Genomic DNA, 16,337 nt, shown 5'->3' with positions numbered 1-16,337 from the left:
CCGTCATTGCGAGCCGAAGGCGAAGCAATCCAGTGTTCTTCCAGGTGAACTGGATTGCTTCGCTTTGCTCGCAATGACGATCACTGCTGGCCTGCCGCAGCTCCGCCGCCCTTGGTGTACTTGTCCAACCAGCCTTGAACCTCGCCGTACCACTGGATCGAGTTCTTCGGCTTGAGCACCCAATGGTTCTCGTCCGGGAACACCAGCAGCTTCGACGGGATGTTCCGCCGCTGCAGCGCGCTGAAGCTGGCGAGCCCCTGCGTGTACGGAATGCGGAAGTCCTTTTCGCCGGTGATCACCAGCATGGGGGTCTTCCACTTGGTCACGTGGTGGACCGGGTTCCAGCGCTCGAAGGCCTCGGGGTCCTCATAATATGTCTTGCCGCCATGCTCCCACTCGTCGAACCACAGCTCTTCGGTCTCGTAGGCCATGGCGCGGGCGTCGAACACGCCGTCGTGCTGGACGAGGCACTTGAACCGGTCGGGCCACTGACCGGCGATCCAGTTCATCATGTAGCCACCGTAGCTGGCACCCAGCGCGCAAGCATTGTCGGCGTCGAGCTGCGGGTCCTGGCTGGTGGCGTGAGCCAGGCCGAGCTTCAAATCCTCAAGCGGCTTGCCGCCCCAGTCGTTGCGGATGGAGTCGGTGAAGGCCTGCCCGTAGCCGGTGGAGCCGTGGAAATCGATCGAGACCACACCGTAGCCCGGCGCTGCGAACGCCCGAGGGTTCCAGCGGTAGGACCAGCCATTGCCGAAGCTGCCCTGCGGTCCGCCGTGGACGACGAAGGCGATCGGCAGCTTGGCCGTGACGCCCGCCGGCTTGAGCTTGATGCCCCACACCTTGTCGCCATTCGCGCCTGCGAAGCTGAAGCGGTCGAAGCTGACCGGGTCGAGCTCCGCCAACAGGTCGCGGTTGACATTGGTCAGCTGGGTGGACCGGCCTCGCCGGTCGATGCGGAACAGGTCATCCGGCTTGTGGACGCTGTTGAGGGTATAAAGGACCGAGCCGTCCCGCAGGATGCGGGCATTATGGGCAGTGCCGTCGCGGGTCAGGCGGGTGACGCGGCCGGTCGCCACTTCGACCCGGAACAGCGGATTGTCGAGCGTGTCCTGCGCATCGACGATGATGCTTCGGCCGTCCGGAGCCCAGCTGATCGAGCCGGCGGAACGATCCCAATCCTGCGTAAGCGGACGGACGGCGCCTGACGCCAAGTCACGCAGCATCACGACCTGACGATCCGACTCGTAGCCCGGGCGCGCCATCGCGACATAGGCTAGCGTGCGGCCATCCGGGGAGACGGCCGGCAGCGTGTCGGTCGCATCGTTGGCATCGGTCAGGTTGGTCGGCGGAGCGCTTCCGTCTGCCGGAGCTGCGAAGATGTCGAGATTGGTCGAGGTCGCCTCGATCCGGCCGGCTTCACGCAGGGCGAAAAATACGGTCCGGCCATCACGGGAGAAGGCGATCTCCTCGCCCCCGCCGAAGGGCTTGGACGGCGTGTCGCCGACCAGCGCGCCGGTGACGCGGACCCCTGCCCCGGTCAGCCGCCCGTTCTCGATCGGGAAGCTGTAGATGCGCGAGCGGGTGCCCGGCTCCGCCCAGCTGTCCCAGTGGCGGACGAACAGCTGATCGTAGACCCGGCCCGAGCCTTCCGGCTTGGCCGAAAAGGTTGTCGCGGCACAGGCAAGGTCGGGGCAATCCTTCTGGTCGGCCCAGACGATCACCCGGTCGCCCGTCGGCGCGATCTTGAAGCCGGACACGGCGGCGCCAAAGTCGCTGATGGCCTGCGCCGCGCCACCGAGTGGCATACGGTGGAGCTGGTCGCGCTCGCCGACCGACTTGAGGAAGTACAGCGATCCGTCCGGCCCGAACACGGCGTCATGAGCCCCCTCCGCGCCCGCGATCGGCTGCGGCGCGGTGCCCTTGCGGGCGAGGTCCAGGCTATACAGACGGTTGTTGCGCTTGTTGGCGGCCAGGTCCGTGTCCGAGATGGTGAACACCGCGGTGCGGCCGTCCGGCGACACTTCGGGCGCGCCGAGGCGGTGCATCATGTGCATGTCCGTGGCCGTCATCGGACGGGCGGCGGCAGCGGTGGGAAGGGCAAGGGCGGCGGCCGCGACGGCGGCAAGCAGGGTAAGCTTCGTCATGGCGCACAGGGGTAGCAGCGGGGGAGGCGAGCGCAAGGGTGTCAACCTCCCCACGCTTTCGTGGGGAGGTGGCACCGCGAAGCGCTGACGGAGGGGGTTCTTCGTCAAGCAGAAGAACCCTCTCCACCATTCTTCGGATGGGCCCCCTCCCCGGCAAACGAGGATTTTAGAATTGCGCTCCCGTGATGCGCGAAATCTCTCGCTTCACATGCTCGTCCACGATTTCGGGAAGGTGCTGATCCAGCCACTCCTTGAGGATCGGGCGCAGCATCTCGCGGACCACCTGTTCGAGCGGGTTGGCCTGCGGCTGCGGCGGCGGCGCGGTGGCGGCAACCTCCTGCAGCGCAGCAAGCTTCTGGCGGCTGGACTGAGCAGCATCCTCGGAAACCAGCGGCGGTCCAAGGTCAACCTCTGGCAGCGCCAGCTCCTCGACGACCGGTTCGTCGAGTTCGAGCACCTCCTCCGCTGCGGGCTCCTCCGCCTCGGCAGCCATCGGCGGCGGCGCGGCGGCGCGCAGCTCCTTCTCTTCCGCGATCACTTTCTTGATCGAGGCAAGGATGTCTTCCATCGAGGGTTCGCGCGGATCAGCCATTGGGCAACGCTAGCCCTAACGGCGCGGCTCTGTCACCCCTGTCGGCTGAACCGCGGCCGGTTGCTCCGCCGGAGTGACGGTGCGGGTGGAGGTCGGCGTGTGCCGCCGGTCGTTGGCCCAGTCGTTCCAGTTGCCCGACACGCGGCGGTAATTGCCGAGCGGATCGTAGAGCGGCCCACCTTCAAGGCCGAGATCGTCCGCTTCGGCCTGCCCCATGGCGTTGAGCAGCTGGAAGCCGGCCACATAAGCGTCGCGCCGCGCGCTCACCAGGGCGACCTGCGAATTGAGCAATTCCTGCTCGGCGTTCAGCACCTCGATAATGGTGCGGGTGCCGACACTGCGCTCCGCCCGGGCCCCCTCCAGGGCCAGCTCGTTGGCCGACACCGCAACCTGGTTGGACGCGATCGCCCGCTGTGCCGCATCGTAGGTGGCGAAGGCGGAGCGGGTGTTGGCGACGACCAGCCGCTCGGTGCCGATCACCTGCTCGAGAACCTGCCCCTCAATGGCCTGCGCCTGGCGGATTCGCGCGGCCGGAGCCCCGCCCTGATAGAGCGGGATGCGCGTGTTCAGGCCGACGCTGGTCTCGGTGCCCGATCGCGACAGACCGGCCGGCTGATCGCCGCCGAGCGCATTGACGTAGGTGCCGGACACGACGCCGGCCAGCGTCGGCAGGCGGTCGGCGCGCGCGGTGCGGACGTCGAGGCCGGCGGCCTCGGCCTGCCGCACGATGGCGATCACATCGGGATTCTGGACGAGAGCGATCCGCACTGCTTCATCGGCCGTCGCTGGGAGCGGCGGCAGCGGCGGCGGGGGTGCGAGGGCGTCGGGCCGTTCGCCGACTACGCGACGGTAATTTTCCTCGCTGGTGGCCAGCCGCGCCTGCGCCGTGGCGACGTTGGAGCGGGCGAGCGACAAGCGCGCTTCCGACTGGGCGACGTCGGTGCGGGTGACGTCGCCGATCTCAAACCGGTCACTGGTCGCTTCCAGGTTGGTGGTCAGCACCCGGACCTGGTTCTGGTTCAGCTCAACGATCGCCCGGTCGCGGATAACGTCCATGTAAGCGGCGACCGCTTCGGTGAAGATGTCGCCTTCCACCGCACGCAGCAAAGCCCGCCCGGCAGCGACGCGCGTCTGCGCCGCAGCGACGCTGTTGCGTACCCGGCCGCCCTGGAACAGCGGCACGCTGAGGTCGGCGCCGCCGGTCACCGTCGGTCCCTTGCCCTGACCGGTGTCGAGGATTCCCGAGCGGGTAAGATCACGGTTGAGCCCGACGTTGGCCAGAACCTGCGGCCGGCCCGCGGCGCGGGCAATGGCGACGGTCGCATCGGTGGCGCGAAGCGACTGGCGCTGGGCGGCGATGGTGGGATTGGTCCGGTAGGTCGACACCAGCGCCTCACGGAGCGTGTCGGCGGAAGCGGAGCCTGCGAGTGTCAGCGCGCCAAGCGCCGCGGTTGCCAGGAAGCGGGTCACGAGCTTGGGTACTCCTAGAAAGAGAAAACGCGCGGCCGCTGGAAACCGGGCAGCGGCGGCGCGGACGTGTCCGCAACCGACTTGACGCCGAAGCCATGGAATGAGCGGCGACCCACGACCAGCCGGCCGACCCCGTTCTCCAGCAGGCAGGCACCGAGCCGGCCGTCGGTCTTCAGCTGGTCGATCAGAGCGTCGGGAATATATTCGACCTGACCGTCGATCAGCACGATGTCGAACGGTGCCGCATCGGGGACGCCCGCCGCCAGCTCTCCTGATGCAACCCTGATGCGCCCGGCAAGGCGGCCGAGTTGCTCAAGCAGCTGCGGATCGTTTTCCAGGGCGACGACATCCAGGCCCATCTCGGCCAGCACCGCCGCCGCATAGCCGGAAGCGGCGCCAACCACGAGTGCCTTCTCGCCGCGAAGGGGGGCAAGCTCGGTCAGCATCCGTCCAAGGGTCACCGGCGGCGGCAGTGCCCGGCCTTCACCAAGCGGCAGGTTGCGGTCGATGTAGGCCAGCGGCTTCGAGGCGGCCGGAACGAACTCCTCGCGCGGGACGATCGCCATCGCGGCGATCACCGTCGGATCGGTCACCGCCTGCGGGCGAAGCTGGCTGTCGATCATCGCGCGGCGCGCGGCGCTGAAATCCATTCTGGTCCCCGTCTCTCCACTGTCTTATTGCAGTAAGACAGCCTCATTGCAATCACCCTTACACCGGACCATCGCGCCTCGCAAAGCTCCCGCGACGCCGTTCGTCGAACGGGGAGTGAAGCGCATCGAGAGGGAGAAGAGATCATATTGCGTCTCTGCGGGCAAGCCGCTCTAAGCCATTCGGCCGATGCCAAGTCGCTGCTTTGCCGAGGGATTTACATGCGCCGCACGAACGTTTCCTGTCTTGCCCTGGCCGTGACGCTGTTCCTGGCCGGAGCCGGGGCACCGCTTGCGGCGCAGAGTCGGACGACCGCTGCCGGAACCCTGCAGCGCGGATGGAAGGTCGGCGACGGGCTGCAGGCCGACCCGGCGGTGCGCTTCGGCATCCTCCCCAACGGCATGCGCTACGTGATCCGGCGCAACGCCACGCCGCCCGGCGAAGCTTCGCTCCGGCTGCGGATCGACACCGGCTCGTTGAACGAGAGGGAAGACCAGCGCGGCCTTGCCCACTTCCTCGAGCATATGGTGCTGAACGGCACCCGCAACGTGCCCGAAGGCGAGTTCGTGCGCCGGCTGGAGCGGAACGGCCTCAAGTTCGGTCCGGACACCAATGCGTCCACCGATTTCGAGGAGACCGTCTACAAGCTGGAGTTGCCTGAAACCGACAAGGAGACGGTGGACACCGCCTTGTTCCTGTTGCGGGAAGTGGCGGACAAGGCCCTGCTTGAAGCGAAAGCGATAGACTCGGAGCGGGGGATCATTCTCGCGGAGGAGCGCACCCGGTCCACTCCGCAGCAGCGCCAGAGCATCCATGAAATCGGCTTTCTCTTCCCGGGCCAACTGCTGCCGGAGCGCATTCCGATCGGCACGGATACGGTGATCCGCACGGCGCCGCGCGACCGCTTCGTGGAATTCTACAATGCTTTCTACCGCCCGGAAAATGCCACGCTGGTCGCGGTCGGCGACTTCGACATCGATGCGATGGAAGCCAGGATCAGGACGCAGTTTGGTGATTGGAAGGGCGAAGGCCAGCCTGGCCGCATTGCGGACCAGGGGCAAGTCGCCCGACGCGGCGCCGATGCCGGCCTGTTCGTCGACCCGGCGATGGCGACGCGGGTCTCGGTGAGCTGGGTCCGCCCGGCCGACACCAATCCGGACAGCCGTGCGCGACGGATCAAGGACACGATCGAAGGTCTGGGTCTTGCCATATTCAACCGTCGGCTGGAGCGGATCGCCGCATCCGACAAGGCGCCCTTCGTGGCCGCGAACGGCGGTGAAAGCCAGTTCGCCGACACGGGCGACGTGACACAGCTGATTGCAGTTGCTCGTCCCGGCGAGTGGCGCGAGGCACTTGCGGCGATCGATGCGGAGCAACGCAGGCTGGTGCGGCATGGCGTCGCGCCCGCGGAACTGGCCCGCGAGATCACCCAGGGCCGCACGGCCCTGACCGGTGCGGTCTCCGCGGCATCGACCCGCAGCACGCGAGCGCTTGCCGACGGGCTGGTGGGAACGCTCAACGACGACAACACCCCGACCACGCCCGAAGCAAGGCTGGCCCTGTTCGAGGAGGCGGTCAGGGGCATCACTCCGGCCACGGTCAACCAGGCGGTCGCCCGCCTGTTCAGCGGCTCAGGCCCGCTGCTGTACATGACTGCGCCCGCTCCGCCGGAAGGCGGCAAGCAGGCGCTGCTGTCCGCATATCGCGACGCCAGCCGGATGGCAGTGGCGCCGCCTGCGGCCCAGCGGGCGCAGGCCTGGCCCTACGCGGGCTTCGGGGCGCCCGGCCAGGTCGTCGAACGGCGGGAGCTGGCCGAACTCGGCGCGACCGCCGTTCGCTTTGCCAACGGAGTGCGGCTGACCGTCAAGTCGACCGACTTCAGGAAGGACCAGATCCTTGTTCAGGCGCGGATCGGCGACGGCAAGCTCGACCTCGATCCGACGAGGCCCAACCCCGAATGGGCGATCGCCGCAGGCGGCTTCACGATGGGCGGGCTCAAGAGGATCAGCGCGGAGAACATGCGGGAAGCCCTGAACGGCAAGCTCTACAGCGGCAGCTTTGGCCTGGATGACGATGCCTTTGTGCTTGGCGGCTCTACCCGCCCAGCCGACTTCGCCACCCAGTTGCAGGTGCTGGCGGCCTATGTGGCCGAACCGGGGTGGGGGCCGTCCGGCTGGGACCGGCTGCGGTCGCTGTCGGGCACCATCCAGGATCAGCTTGCATCCACTCCGGGCGGTGTGTTCAACCGCGATGCCGATGCCCTCCTCCGCCGCGGCGATCCCCGCTGGCGGACCCCGACGCGGGGGGAAATGGCGGCGAGCAGCATCGGCGATGCCCGGGCGCTGCTTGCCGGACCGCTGACCAATGATCCGGTAGAGCTGGTGATCGTCGGCGATATCACCGCGGACGAAGCCATCCGGCAGGTGGCCGCGACCTTCGGCGCGCTGCCGCCGCGCACAGGGAAGGCCGCGTCTCGGCCCACGCTGGCCTTTCCGGCCGGCACCCCGGAGCCGGTAACCTTGACCCACAAGGGCCGCGAGGATCAGGGTCTGGCGTTCATCGCCTGGCCGACGCTCGGCTTTTACGCCGACCCCCGGCTGGTCCGCACCTTGAACGTCCTCGCCGCGGTCTTCCAGCTGCGACTGAACGACAGGATTCGCGAGAAGGAGGCGGTGTCGTACAGTCCGGTCGGAAGCCATGCATCGTCCGATACGTTCAGGGACTACGGCTACATGTTCGGCCGGGTGGAAGCGCCTCCCGCGGCCCTCCCCGCCTTCCTGCGGGAGGCGCAGGCGATCGCAACGGAGCTCCGCACCACGCCGGTCACCGCAGATGAGCTGCAGCGAGCGGTCAAGCCGCTGACCGAGCGGCTGCAGCGCGAGCGACAGGGGAATGGCTGGTGGCTGAGCCAGCTCGCCGGCGCCGCCACCGACCCGCGGCGGGTCGAGGCGATCACCAGCCAGCTGCGCGATTATCAGGCGGTCACTCCCGCGGCTCTCAAGCAGGCGGCGGAGCGCTACCTCCTCCCCGCCAAGGCCTATAAGGTGGTCGTGGTGCCCGAGAAGAGCGCGTCGAAGAACTGAAAGGGAGCCGGGTGGCCGTCAGGCGGCGGCGTGAAGCTCGGCAAAGCTGCGGAACTGCGCTTGCAGGTTACGGTCAGTCATTCGCGAGGTGAGGTCCTCCACGACCTCGACCAGCGAATCGCCGCGCGGAAGGCCTCCGTCCTGGAACGCCATCGCCCAGTCGCCGAACGCCCGCTCTGAGATGCTGACGCTGCTCAGGACCACACAGGCGAAATGGCGATGGTCCTGCTTGATCCTGTCGTAGGTCTGGAGCACCGCATGTGTCGGGCCTTCGAGCACCTGGAGGAACCGGGTGCCGCCAACCACCAGCAGGCCGCTCACGTCGACCAGGCCGTTGTTGCGGATCGAGGTGGCGAGGATGTCGCGCAGCTGCCGATCATTGAGCGGCATCCGAGCTGTGCTGATGTATACGATCTGATGCATTTCCGCGCTCTTCTCAAATCTCGTTCAATAGTTGCTAATACGGATCAGTTAACAATTGCTTGGTACCGCAAGCGACCGGCGCGGGTTGAAATCCGCTGGGTAGCCGGTAAGGGCGAGGCACGCATTGCCGTCGGCCCGATGGCGGAGTGGTTACGCAGAGGACTGCAAATCCTTGCACGCCGGTTCGATTCCGGCTCGGGCCTCCAATGCACTGGCCTCGCTTGCCAGCCCAGCAACCTGCCCCACTGGACCGCGGCTGCGGAAATTGGGAAAGAGCGGCATGGCGATCCTTGTTACCGGAGCGGCCGGCTTCATCGGCTTTCATACAGCGCGGGCCTTGCTGGCGCAGGGCGAGGAGGTCGTCGGGATCGACAACCTCAACCCCTATTACGACGTCCGGCTTAAGGAAGCGCGCGTCGATGCGCTTCGGCAGGAGCATGGGGAACGCTTCTCCTTTCGCCGCGCTGACTTCGCCGATGCGGAGCAACTCAATGCAGCTGTCGCGGAGACCGACTTCGAGAGCATCGTGCATCTTGGAGCGCAAGCCGGGGTGCGGCACAGCATCACCGATCCGCAATCGTTCGTGCAGTCGAACCTGGTCGGACACGGAAACATCCTGGAGCTCGCCCGCGCACGGCAGGTCCGACACCTGGTCTATGCCTCGTCCTCCTCGGTCTATGGGGCGAATTCCAGCGTCCCTTTCCGGGTGGAAGACCGGACTGACCAGCCGATGTCGCTCTATGCCGCGACCAAGCGCTCGAACGAGCTGATGAGCGAGAGTTACGCAAGCCTGTATCGCTTGCCCGCGACCGGCCTACGCTTCTTTACGGTCTACGGGCCCTGGGGCCGACCGGACATGGCGATGTGGCTGTTTACCAGGGCGATCCTCGACGGCGAGCCGCTGCGGCTGTTCAACAACGGCGAGATGCGGCGAGACTTCACCTATGTCGACGACGTCGTCGCTGGAGTGGTCGCCTGCCTGGACTCGCCACCCGCCGATGACGGCCGGCCCAAGGCAGGGGGGAGCAGCACGCCGCACGCGCTGTACAACATCGGCAATCATCGATCCGAAGAACTGATGCGACTGATTGCGCTCCTGGAGCAGGCGATCGGGCGCAAGGCGACGATTGAGCCGCTTCCGATGCAGCCGGGCGATGTGCGCGAGACGTTCGCGGACATCGGTGCGATCGAGCGTGATCACGGCTTCAAGCCGCGCACGAGCATCGACGAAGGCGTCCCCCGCTTTGTCGATTGGTTCAAGCGCTATCACGGCCTGGCGTAGGCTCGCCGGCAAGCAGCGCAAGCAGTGCGAACGTCGCTAGCCAATGTTCACCCGCATAGTCGCCGACGATGTGCGGGAGGGCGGCGGACAGGTGTTCGTCGGCGAGTTGTTCCAGACGGCGCTGCCCGGGATTGGGCGCGATCTTGCGGGCGATCGCGCGAAGGGCCCATGCACGGCTGAGGTTCAGCCCGTCGAGATGGGCGATCTTGCCGTCGCTGCGGTCGGACACGAAGGCCGGCGTGAAACGGTTGACCGCACCGCCGTCGAGCAGGAACCCCTCGAACCAGGAGGTGAACCCCTCGGGTTCGCGCACCCGGCTCATCAGCAGCGCGACGCTGAGCCCCGGGGAGAGGAACTCGTCCCCTCCCGGCTCCCAGCCGCGATACTCGCGCTCTGGCCCAAAAACGCGCTCCGTCCATTCCTCGACGATCCGCAGCAGTTCGGCGTCGCGGTCCATGGCCCACTCATGAGCCAGCGTCAGCGCGAAGGCGGTGTTGAAGTGGGTTCCAACCGTGATCGGATAGGTCAGCTTCGACAGGTAGCTCTTGAACCGCTCGGCGAACGCGCAGGCGAGCGGATCAAGTGCCCTGCCCCAGCTTTGGCCGCCATGCCGCTCCGCTTCCCCGTGCAGGGCAAGCAGCCAGGCCCAGCCGTACGGCCGCTCGAAGCCGCCCGATTGGGGCCGGTCGAGGTAGGCGAGTTCCACCGCGACCTTGGCCGGCGTGAAGCTGCCGTCCGCCAGGTCGGCGATCGCTGCGGCTTCGGGGAGGTCGGGAAAGCGGCGGCGGATCGTCAGCAGGGTCCACCAGCCGTGGACGCAGCTATGCCAATCGAAGCTGCCAAAGAAGATGGGGTGGAGCTCGCGCGGCGGGCGCGCATCCTCATCGCCCAGCAGGACATGGTCGAGCTTGTGGGGATATTCCTGCCCGACATGGCTCAAGGCGATGCGGGCGAAGCGGCCGGCCCACTCCGCATCCAGCGGGGGAACGCTCACCGGAACGCCGCCCAGTAGATGATGGCGATGTTGACCAACAGCAGCGGCAACGCGGTCATCACCTGCGCTCGGATCACGCCATATTGGTCCTGCAGCTCCAGCAGGGCGGCGGGCACCAGATTGAAGTTGGCGGCCATGGGGGTCATCAGCGTACCGCAGAAACCCGCCAGCATGCCCACCGCGCCGACCACTGCCGGGTCCCCGTCATAGGTCTGGATCAGCAGCGGCACGCCGATGGCCGCGGCCATGACGGGAAAAGCCGCAAAGGCATTGCCCATGATCATGGTGAACAGCGCCATTCCGACCGCGAAGACCAGCACCGTCAGAAAAACACTTCCGCCCGGGATTGCGGCGCGGGTGAGCGATCCGATGATCTCGCCGATGCCAGCGGCCGCGAACAGCACGCCGAGCGCGGCGAGCATCTGCGGCAGCACCGCGGCCCAGCCGATGGCGTCGATCAGCCGCCTCCCCTCCTGCAAGGGCGCCAGGGCTGGCGGGCGCAGCCAGGCGAAGATGGTTGCAATGGCGAGCAGCACGCCGAGGCCGAGGAAGACGTAGGTCTCGCGCTTGGGCTCGATCCAGCCGGAGGTGCCGAGCGGCGTGTAATTGTACAGCAGGGTTCCGAACAGCGCTGTCGCCGGGATGATCAGCGCTGGGAGGAAGAGGCGATTGCCGTACCGCTCGGACCAGGCCTGGCGCTGCTCAACGCTGCTCGTCGGAGGCGAGCTCCGACCGATGAAGCCGAAGCCGGCAAGCCCGGCAAGCCCGAGGACCAGTATGCCGTTGCCGAAGTCGCCGAGGCGGTCGCCCGCCAGCAGGCTCAAGGCCATCAGGCCCCAGAACGCGGCATTGCCGAAGCGCTTTGAATGGTCGCGATCGAGTGCGCTGAGCAGGGCGAATGCCGCGAACATCGCCCCCGCCAGCGCATAGAGCCACTGGAGGGTGATCATGCGTCCCCTCTCCGCTCGTCCCGAGCGTAGTCGCGGGACATTCGAGCCGGCGCGTCAGGGCTGCGCCGGGCATGACTGGCCAAAGTCCGGTCAAGCATCAGCAACCGCGCCCCGTGCACCAGGAAAGCCGCGATCGCGCTGGGGATGGCCCACAGCGCCAGCTCCAGCGGCGCAAGATTGTAGCCGTAGGTCGCCAGCGTCTGCTGAATGAGGACGATGGAGCCAATCGCGAAGAAGATGTCCTCGCCGAAGAACAGGCCCACATTGTCGGTAGCCGCGGAATAGCTCTTCACCGTGTCGGCCACCTCCGGCTCCAGTTCGCCGTGCTGCCGTTCGGCTGCGGCGAGAGCCATCGGGGCGACCAGCGGACGGACGGTCTGCGGATGGCCAGCCGTCGAATGGAGTCCGATCGCCGCGGTGACCTGGCGGTAGAGCAGGTAGAGGATCAGCAGCCGCCCTGTGGTGGCGCCACGCATCGAGCGAATCACCGCCGCGGCGCGTTGCTGGAGGCCGAAGCGTTCCAGCAGGCCAATCACCGGCAGTACGATCCAGACGATGGCGATGATGCGGTTGTCGTTGAACGCCTTGCCGAAGGTGGAGACGACCTCGGCCAGGTCCATGCCGCCGAGGAGTCCGGTGACAATCGCAGCGGTGGTGACCACCAGCATCGGGTTGAGCTTCAGCGCGAAGCCGAACACGACGACGAGGATGCCGAGGAGAGGGAGATAGTTGCTCATTGCGCGTCTCCGCTCGGATTGGGCGCGCCATACCCTCCCCCACCCGGCGTCTGGATGACGAAGCGGTCGCCCACCTGCATGTCGACGAACGCGGTTGCGCCGAGCTCCTCCACCGACCCGTCCGTCCGCTCGATCCAGTTGCGGCCCGGCTGGGCATCCGCTCCGCCGGCTAGCCCACGCGGCGGGACACGCCGGCGATTGGCGAGGATGTTGGCGCGCATCGGCTGGAGGAAGGTCACCGCCCGCTCCACCCCATCGCCGCCATGGTGAGCCCCAGCTCCGCCGGAGCCGCGGCGGATTGCGAACCGGTCCAGCCGGACCGGGAGCCGGGTTTCGAGGATCTCCGGATCGGTCAGGCGGCTGTTGGTCATGTGAGTCTGCACCGCGCTGGTGCCGTGGTGGTCCGCTCCCGCGCCGGACCCGCCGCAGATGGTCTCATAATATTGGTGGCGTTCGTTGCCGAAAGTGAAGTTGTTCATCGTCCCCTGCGATGGCGCCAGCCGGCCGGTCGCGGCGAAGAGGGCGTCCGTTACCACCTGGCTGGTCTCCACATTGCCGGCAACAACCGCCGCCGGGAAGGAAGGGCTGAGCATGCAGCCCTCCGGGACGATCAGCTGGATCGGACGGAGGCAGCCGTCGTTCATCGGGATTGCGTCGTCGATCAATGTTCGGACAACGTAAAGGGCAGCTGCCCGCGTGATCGAGCGCGGAGCGTTGAAGTTGCTGGGCAGCTGCTCGCTCGTCCCGTGGAAGTCGAACGTCGCGCCGCGATTTGCGCGGTCGATGCGGATGGCGACCCGGACCACGGCGCCATTGTCCATTTCGTAGGCGAACTCACCATCCTCCAGCCGGTCGAGCAGCCGGCGTACTGACTCCTCGGCGTTGGCGAGGACATGGTCCATGTAGGCCGCGACGACCTCTGCCCCATTGTCGCGTACCGCCTGCCCGAGCCCCTCGGCCCCGCGCGTACAGGCTGCAAGCTGCGCCTTCAGGTCGGCGATGTTGCGGTCGGGCTTTCGTGCAGGCCACGATCCCGAAGCCAGCACCGCGCGCATCTCCTGCTCGCGGAACTCCCCTTCGTCGACCATCAGCAGATTGTTGATCAGCACTCCTTCATCGTGGATCGTGCGGCTGTCGGGGGGCATGGAGCCGGGAGCGATGCCGCCGACGTCCGCATGGTGCCCTCGCGCCGCGACGAACGCGAACGGGCGCTCCCCGTCGCTTTCGGTGAAAACCGGCACGATGACCGTGATGTCAGGCAGGTGGGTTCCGCCGCGATACGGGTCGTTGAGGACATAAGCGTCGCCCGGCCGGATGCCCCGCCCATCACGACCCTCGCCGCGGCTTTCGATGATCGTGCGAATGCTTTCGCCCATTGAGCCGAGATGGACCGGGATGTGGGGCGCGTTCGCGATCAGCGCCCCGCCGGCATCGAACAGCGCGCAGGAGAAATCCAGCCGTTCCTTGATGTTCACGGACGTGGCCGTCGCCTGCAGCGCGACCCCCATCTCCTCGGCGATGGCCATGAACAGATTGTTGAAGATCTCGAGGCGGACCGGATCAACCTCGGTGCCGATGGCGGCGGCGCGCTCAGCCGGTTTGGTGCGGGTGAGGATGAGCGTGCCGTCCTGCGCCAGTACCGCGCTCCAGCCGGGCTCCACGACCGTGGTGGAGGACGGGTCGAGGATGAGCGCCGGGCCAGCAACGGGGTCGGAGCCGAGCTGGTCGCGGCCAAATATACTCCTCCCGGCGATTTCGCGGAGAGGTCGCAGGGCGGAGCGCTGGCGTAAGGGTTCTTTGTCGACGGGAACAACCCCTCCACCATCCTGCGAATGGTCCCCGTCACCGGCAGATGCCTGAGAGGATCGAGCCTCCACCACAAGCGCGTCGACGATCACCTCGCCGTCGCGATCCGCATAGCCGAACCTCTGGCGGTGAAGCGCATGGAACGCCTCTCGCATCTCCTCCGGCGCGGCAAGCACCAGTTCCAACGCCGTGTCACTCCCCGCCAGTCGCAGCCGGGCGCGGCGCTCGAGGCAAATGTCTTCGGCCGCGACTCCCTGCTGGACGAGGGCAATTCGGGCGACCTCCTCGAGCGCCGCCAGCTCCTCGGCGGGATCGCTCCCCAACGGCCGCAGCCAGCTCTGCTCGCGAATTGTCTTCACCTCCGCCAGGCCGATCCCATAGGCTGAAAGAACCCCCGCAAGCGGGTGAATCAGGATGCGCTCCATCCCGAGCGCGTCGGCGACCCGGCACGCATGCTGCCCGCCCGCACCGCCAAAGCAGGCAAGGGTGTAACGGGTGACATCATGGCCTCGTGCGATGCTGATCTTGCGGATTGCCGCGGCCATGTTGTCGTCGGCGATCGCCAGGAAGCCTTCCGCGATCTCCTCCAGCGACTTGGCTCCGCCCAGCGCGTCCGCCACCTCCTGCAGCCGCGCGCGCGACGCATCCAGATCGAGCGCCAGGTCGCCGGAGGGGCCGAACACGGCCGGAAACTCCTCGCCTAGGATTCGGCCGAGGAACAGATTGCAATCGGTGACGGTCAGCGGACCCCCGTTGCGGTAGCATGCCGGGCCGGGTCGTGCCCCCGCACTCTCGGGCCCCACCCGGAAGCGCATGCCGTCAAAGCGGCACACCGATCCTCCGCCCGCGGCCACCGTGTGGATCTGCATCATCGGCGCCCTGATCCGCACTCCGGCGACGATGCTCTCCTCGGCCAACTCCAGCCGCCCCGCATAGTGCGACACGTCGGTCGAGGTGCCGCCCATGTCGAAGCCGATCAGTCGCGCCTCCTCGCCTTGCGGCACGTGCGAGGCGCAGGCCGCGACCATGCCGACCACTCCGCCCGCCGGTCCCGACAGGATCGCATCCTTGCCCCGAAACGCTCCCGCGCGCGTCAGGCCTCCGTTCGACTGCATGAAGTGGAGGTCCGTTCCGTCGGGCAGGCCGGCCGAAACCCGCTCAACGTAGCGGCGCAGCACCGGGGAGAGATAGGCATCCACCACTGTCGTGTCGCCGCGGCCGATCAGCTTGATCAGTGGCGCGACCTCGTGACTGGCCGATACCTGCGAAAAGCGAAGCTCCCGCGCGATGCGCGCCAGCGCAGCTTCGTGCGCTGGAAAGGCCCATCCGTGCATCAGCAGGATGGCGACAGCGTCAAAGCCGTCCCGCTGCAAGCTCCCCAGAACGTCCCGCGCCCGCGTCTCGTCCAACGCCTCCAGCACCGTCCCATCGGCACCGACCCGCTCGTCCATTTCGACGGAACGATCGTAGAGCATCGCTGGCAAGCGGATGTGCCGCGCGAAGATGTCGGGGCGGGCCTGATAACCGATCCGCAGGCAGTCTGCGAAGCCGCGCGTTGTCACCAGGGCTACCCGCTCGCCCTTGCGTTCCAGCAGTGCGTTGGTCGCCACCGTCGTTCCCATCCGCACCGTCCGCACTTCGCCGCCCTCTTCGAGCAGGACGCGGCGGATGCCTTCGAGCGCCGCGTCGGCGTAGTGGTCAGGGTTCTCCGACAGCAGCTTGACCACCCGCCGCTGACCGCCCGGGCCATGCGCGACGATGTCGGTAAAGGTGCCACCGCGGTCGATGGCGAAATCCCAGGCATTGCTCACCGCCCCTTCAGAGCAGAAGACGAGGCGGTGCTCAACGACACTTTCCCCTCGCGGTCCGCCTCCGTAAGGCAGTGGTCATGCCTACCGTATCCGTGACGACGCGCGATGGCCGCACCAAGGAGATCGTCGGCACCGCCGGCCGGTCGCTGATGGAGAGCCTTCGCGGCGGCGGAATCGAGGAGGTCCTGGCGCTGTGCGGCGGCTGCTGCTCCTGCGGCACCTGCCACGTCTACGTGGCCGAGGACTGGATCGCCCGTCTTCCGCCGATCGGCGACGACGAGGATGATTTGCTGGACTTCTCAGATGTCCGCCAGCCGAACAGCCGCCTCTCCTGCCAGATTCGACTGACCGACGTGCTGGATGGGATCGCCGTCACCGTCGCGCCTGAAGATTGACG

General features: G+C 67.2%; 12 protein-coding genes and 1 tRNA gene. 4 read left to right on the top strand and 9 right to left on the bottom strand.

Features of this window, described 5'->3' with window-relative positions; translation table 11 throughout:
- Nucleotides 1–80: 80 nt before the first annotated feature.
- The 4 genes from ACFQPG_RS08300 to ACFQPG_RS08285 all read right to left on the bottom strand — a co-directional run bounded on the left by ACFQPG_RS08300 (nt 81) and on the right by ACFQPG_RS08285 (nt 4,856).
- A complete protein-coding gene (locus ACFQPG_RS08300; RefSeq protein ID WP_380811947.1) occupies nt 81–2,144 on the bottom strand; it encodes a prolyl oligopeptidase family serine peptidase in 2,064 nt (687 codons plus the stop codon).
- Nucleotides 2,145–2,310: 166 nt separating this feature from the next.
- Nucleotides 2,311–2,736 carry a DUF2497 domain-containing protein gene (locus tag ACFQPG_RS08295; RefSeq protein ID WP_380811945.1) on the bottom strand — a complete coding sequence of 142 codons (426 nt, stop codon included), beginning with the start codon at nt 2,734–2,736 and terminating at the stop codon, nt 2,311–2,313.
- Between the two features lie 15 nt (nt 2,737–2,751).
- Nucleotides 2,752–4,206: a TolC family outer membrane protein gene (locus ACFQPG_RS08290; RefSeq protein ID WP_380811943.1), complete on the bottom strand. Its 1,455-nt coding sequence runs from the start codon at nt 4,204–4,206 to the stop codon at nt 2,752–2,754.
- A gap of 14 nt (nt 4,207–4,220) precedes the next feature.
- Nucleotides 4,221–4,856, bottom strand: coding sequence for a protein-L-isoaspartate O-methyltransferase (locus tag ACFQPG_RS08285; RefSeq protein ID WP_380811941.1), 636 nt, complete (start codon nt 4,854–4,856; stop codon nt 4,221–4,223).
- A gap of 219 nt (nt 4,857–5,075) precedes the next feature.
- On the opposite strand from ACFQPG_RS08285, the gene ACFQPG_RS08280 reads away from it, so the two are divergent.
- The gene (locus ACFQPG_RS08280; protein WP_380811939.1) at nt 5,076–7,937 is read left to right on the top strand and encodes a M16 family metallopeptidase; all 2,862 of its coding nucleotides are present in this window, start codon (nt 5,076–5,078) and stop codon (nt 7,935–7,937) included.
- 18 nt (nt 7,938–7,955) lie between these two features.
- On the opposite strand, the gene ACFQPG_RS08275 is transcribed toward ACFQPG_RS08280, so the two are convergent.
- Nucleotides 7,956–8,360, bottom strand: a complete 405-nt coding sequence (locus ACFQPG_RS08275) for a BLUF domain-containing protein (RefSeq protein ID WP_380811937.1) — start codon at nt 8,358–8,360, stop codon at nt 7,956–7,958.
- Between the two features lie 132 nt (nt 8,361–8,492).
- On the opposite strand from ACFQPG_RS08275, the gene ACFQPG_RS08270 reads away from it, so the two are divergent.
- Nucleotides 8,493–8,566: transfer RNA gene (locus ACFQPG_RS08270), tRNA-Cys, on the top strand.
- Nucleotides 8,567–8,640: 74 nt separating this feature from the next.
- Complete coding sequence (locus ACFQPG_RS08265; RefSeq protein ID WP_380811935.1) at nt 8,641–9,642, top strand: SDR family NAD(P)-dependent oxidoreductase; 1,002 nt, start codon at nt 8,641–8,643, stop codon at nt 9,640–9,642.
- Here the strand turns inward: ACFQPG_RS08265 and ACFQPG_RS08260 are convergent.
- From ACFQPG_RS08260 to ACFQPG_RS08245, 4 genes are read right to left on the bottom strand one after another with little or no spacing between them, the layout of a single operon-like run.
- Nucleotides 9,617–10,636 carry a DUF2891 domain-containing protein gene (locus ACFQPG_RS08260; RefSeq protein WP_380811933.1) on the bottom strand — a complete coding sequence of 340 codons (1,020 nt, stop codon included), beginning with the start codon at nt 10,634–10,636 and terminating at the stop codon, nt 9,617–9,619. The two genes, ACFQPG_RS08265 and ACFQPG_RS08260, sit on opposite strands and share 26 nt — an antisense overlap.
- Nucleotides 10,633–11,586, bottom strand: a complete 954-nt coding sequence (locus tag ACFQPG_RS08255) for a DUF979 domain-containing protein (protein ID WP_380811931.1) — start codon at nt 11,584–11,586, stop codon at nt 10,633–10,635. The genes ACFQPG_RS08260 and ACFQPG_RS08255 overlap by 4 nt, the downstream gene beginning before the upstream one ends.
- Nucleotides 11,583–12,323: a DUF969 domain-containing protein gene (locus tag ACFQPG_RS08250; RefSeq protein WP_380811929.1), complete on the bottom strand. Its 741-nt coding sequence runs from the start codon at nt 12,321–12,323 to the stop codon at nt 11,583–11,585. Before ACFQPG_RS08250 ends, ACFQPG_RS08255 begins: the two co-directional genes overlap by 4 nt.
- Nucleotides 12,320–15,940, bottom strand: a complete 3,621-nt coding sequence (locus ACFQPG_RS08245) for a hydantoinase B/oxoprolinase family protein (protein WP_380811927.1) — start codon at nt 15,938–15,940, stop codon at nt 12,320–12,322. The genes ACFQPG_RS08250 and ACFQPG_RS08245 overlap by 4 nt, the downstream gene beginning before the upstream one ends.
- Before the next feature lie 77 nt (nt 15,941–16,017).
- Here ACFQPG_RS08245 and ACFQPG_RS08240 point away from each other — a divergent pair, with 77 nt between their 5' ends.
- On the top strand, nt 16,018–16,335 hold the full coding sequence (locus ACFQPG_RS08240; protein WP_380811925.1) for a 2Fe-2S iron-sulfur cluster-binding protein: 318 nt from the start codon (nt 16,018–16,020) through the stop codon (nt 16,333–16,335).
- Nucleotides 16,336–16,337: the final 2 nt, after the last annotated feature.

The sequence above is a fragment of the Sphingomonas sp. GCM10030256 genome, assembly GCF_042666415.1.
Taxonomy (GTDB): domain Bacteria; phylum Pseudomonadota; class Alphaproteobacteria; order Sphingomonadales; family Sphingomonadaceae; genus Sphingomicrobium.
Note: the sequence above shows the minus strand (reverse complement) of the source record. Positions and strands in the feature narration are given on the sequence as shown.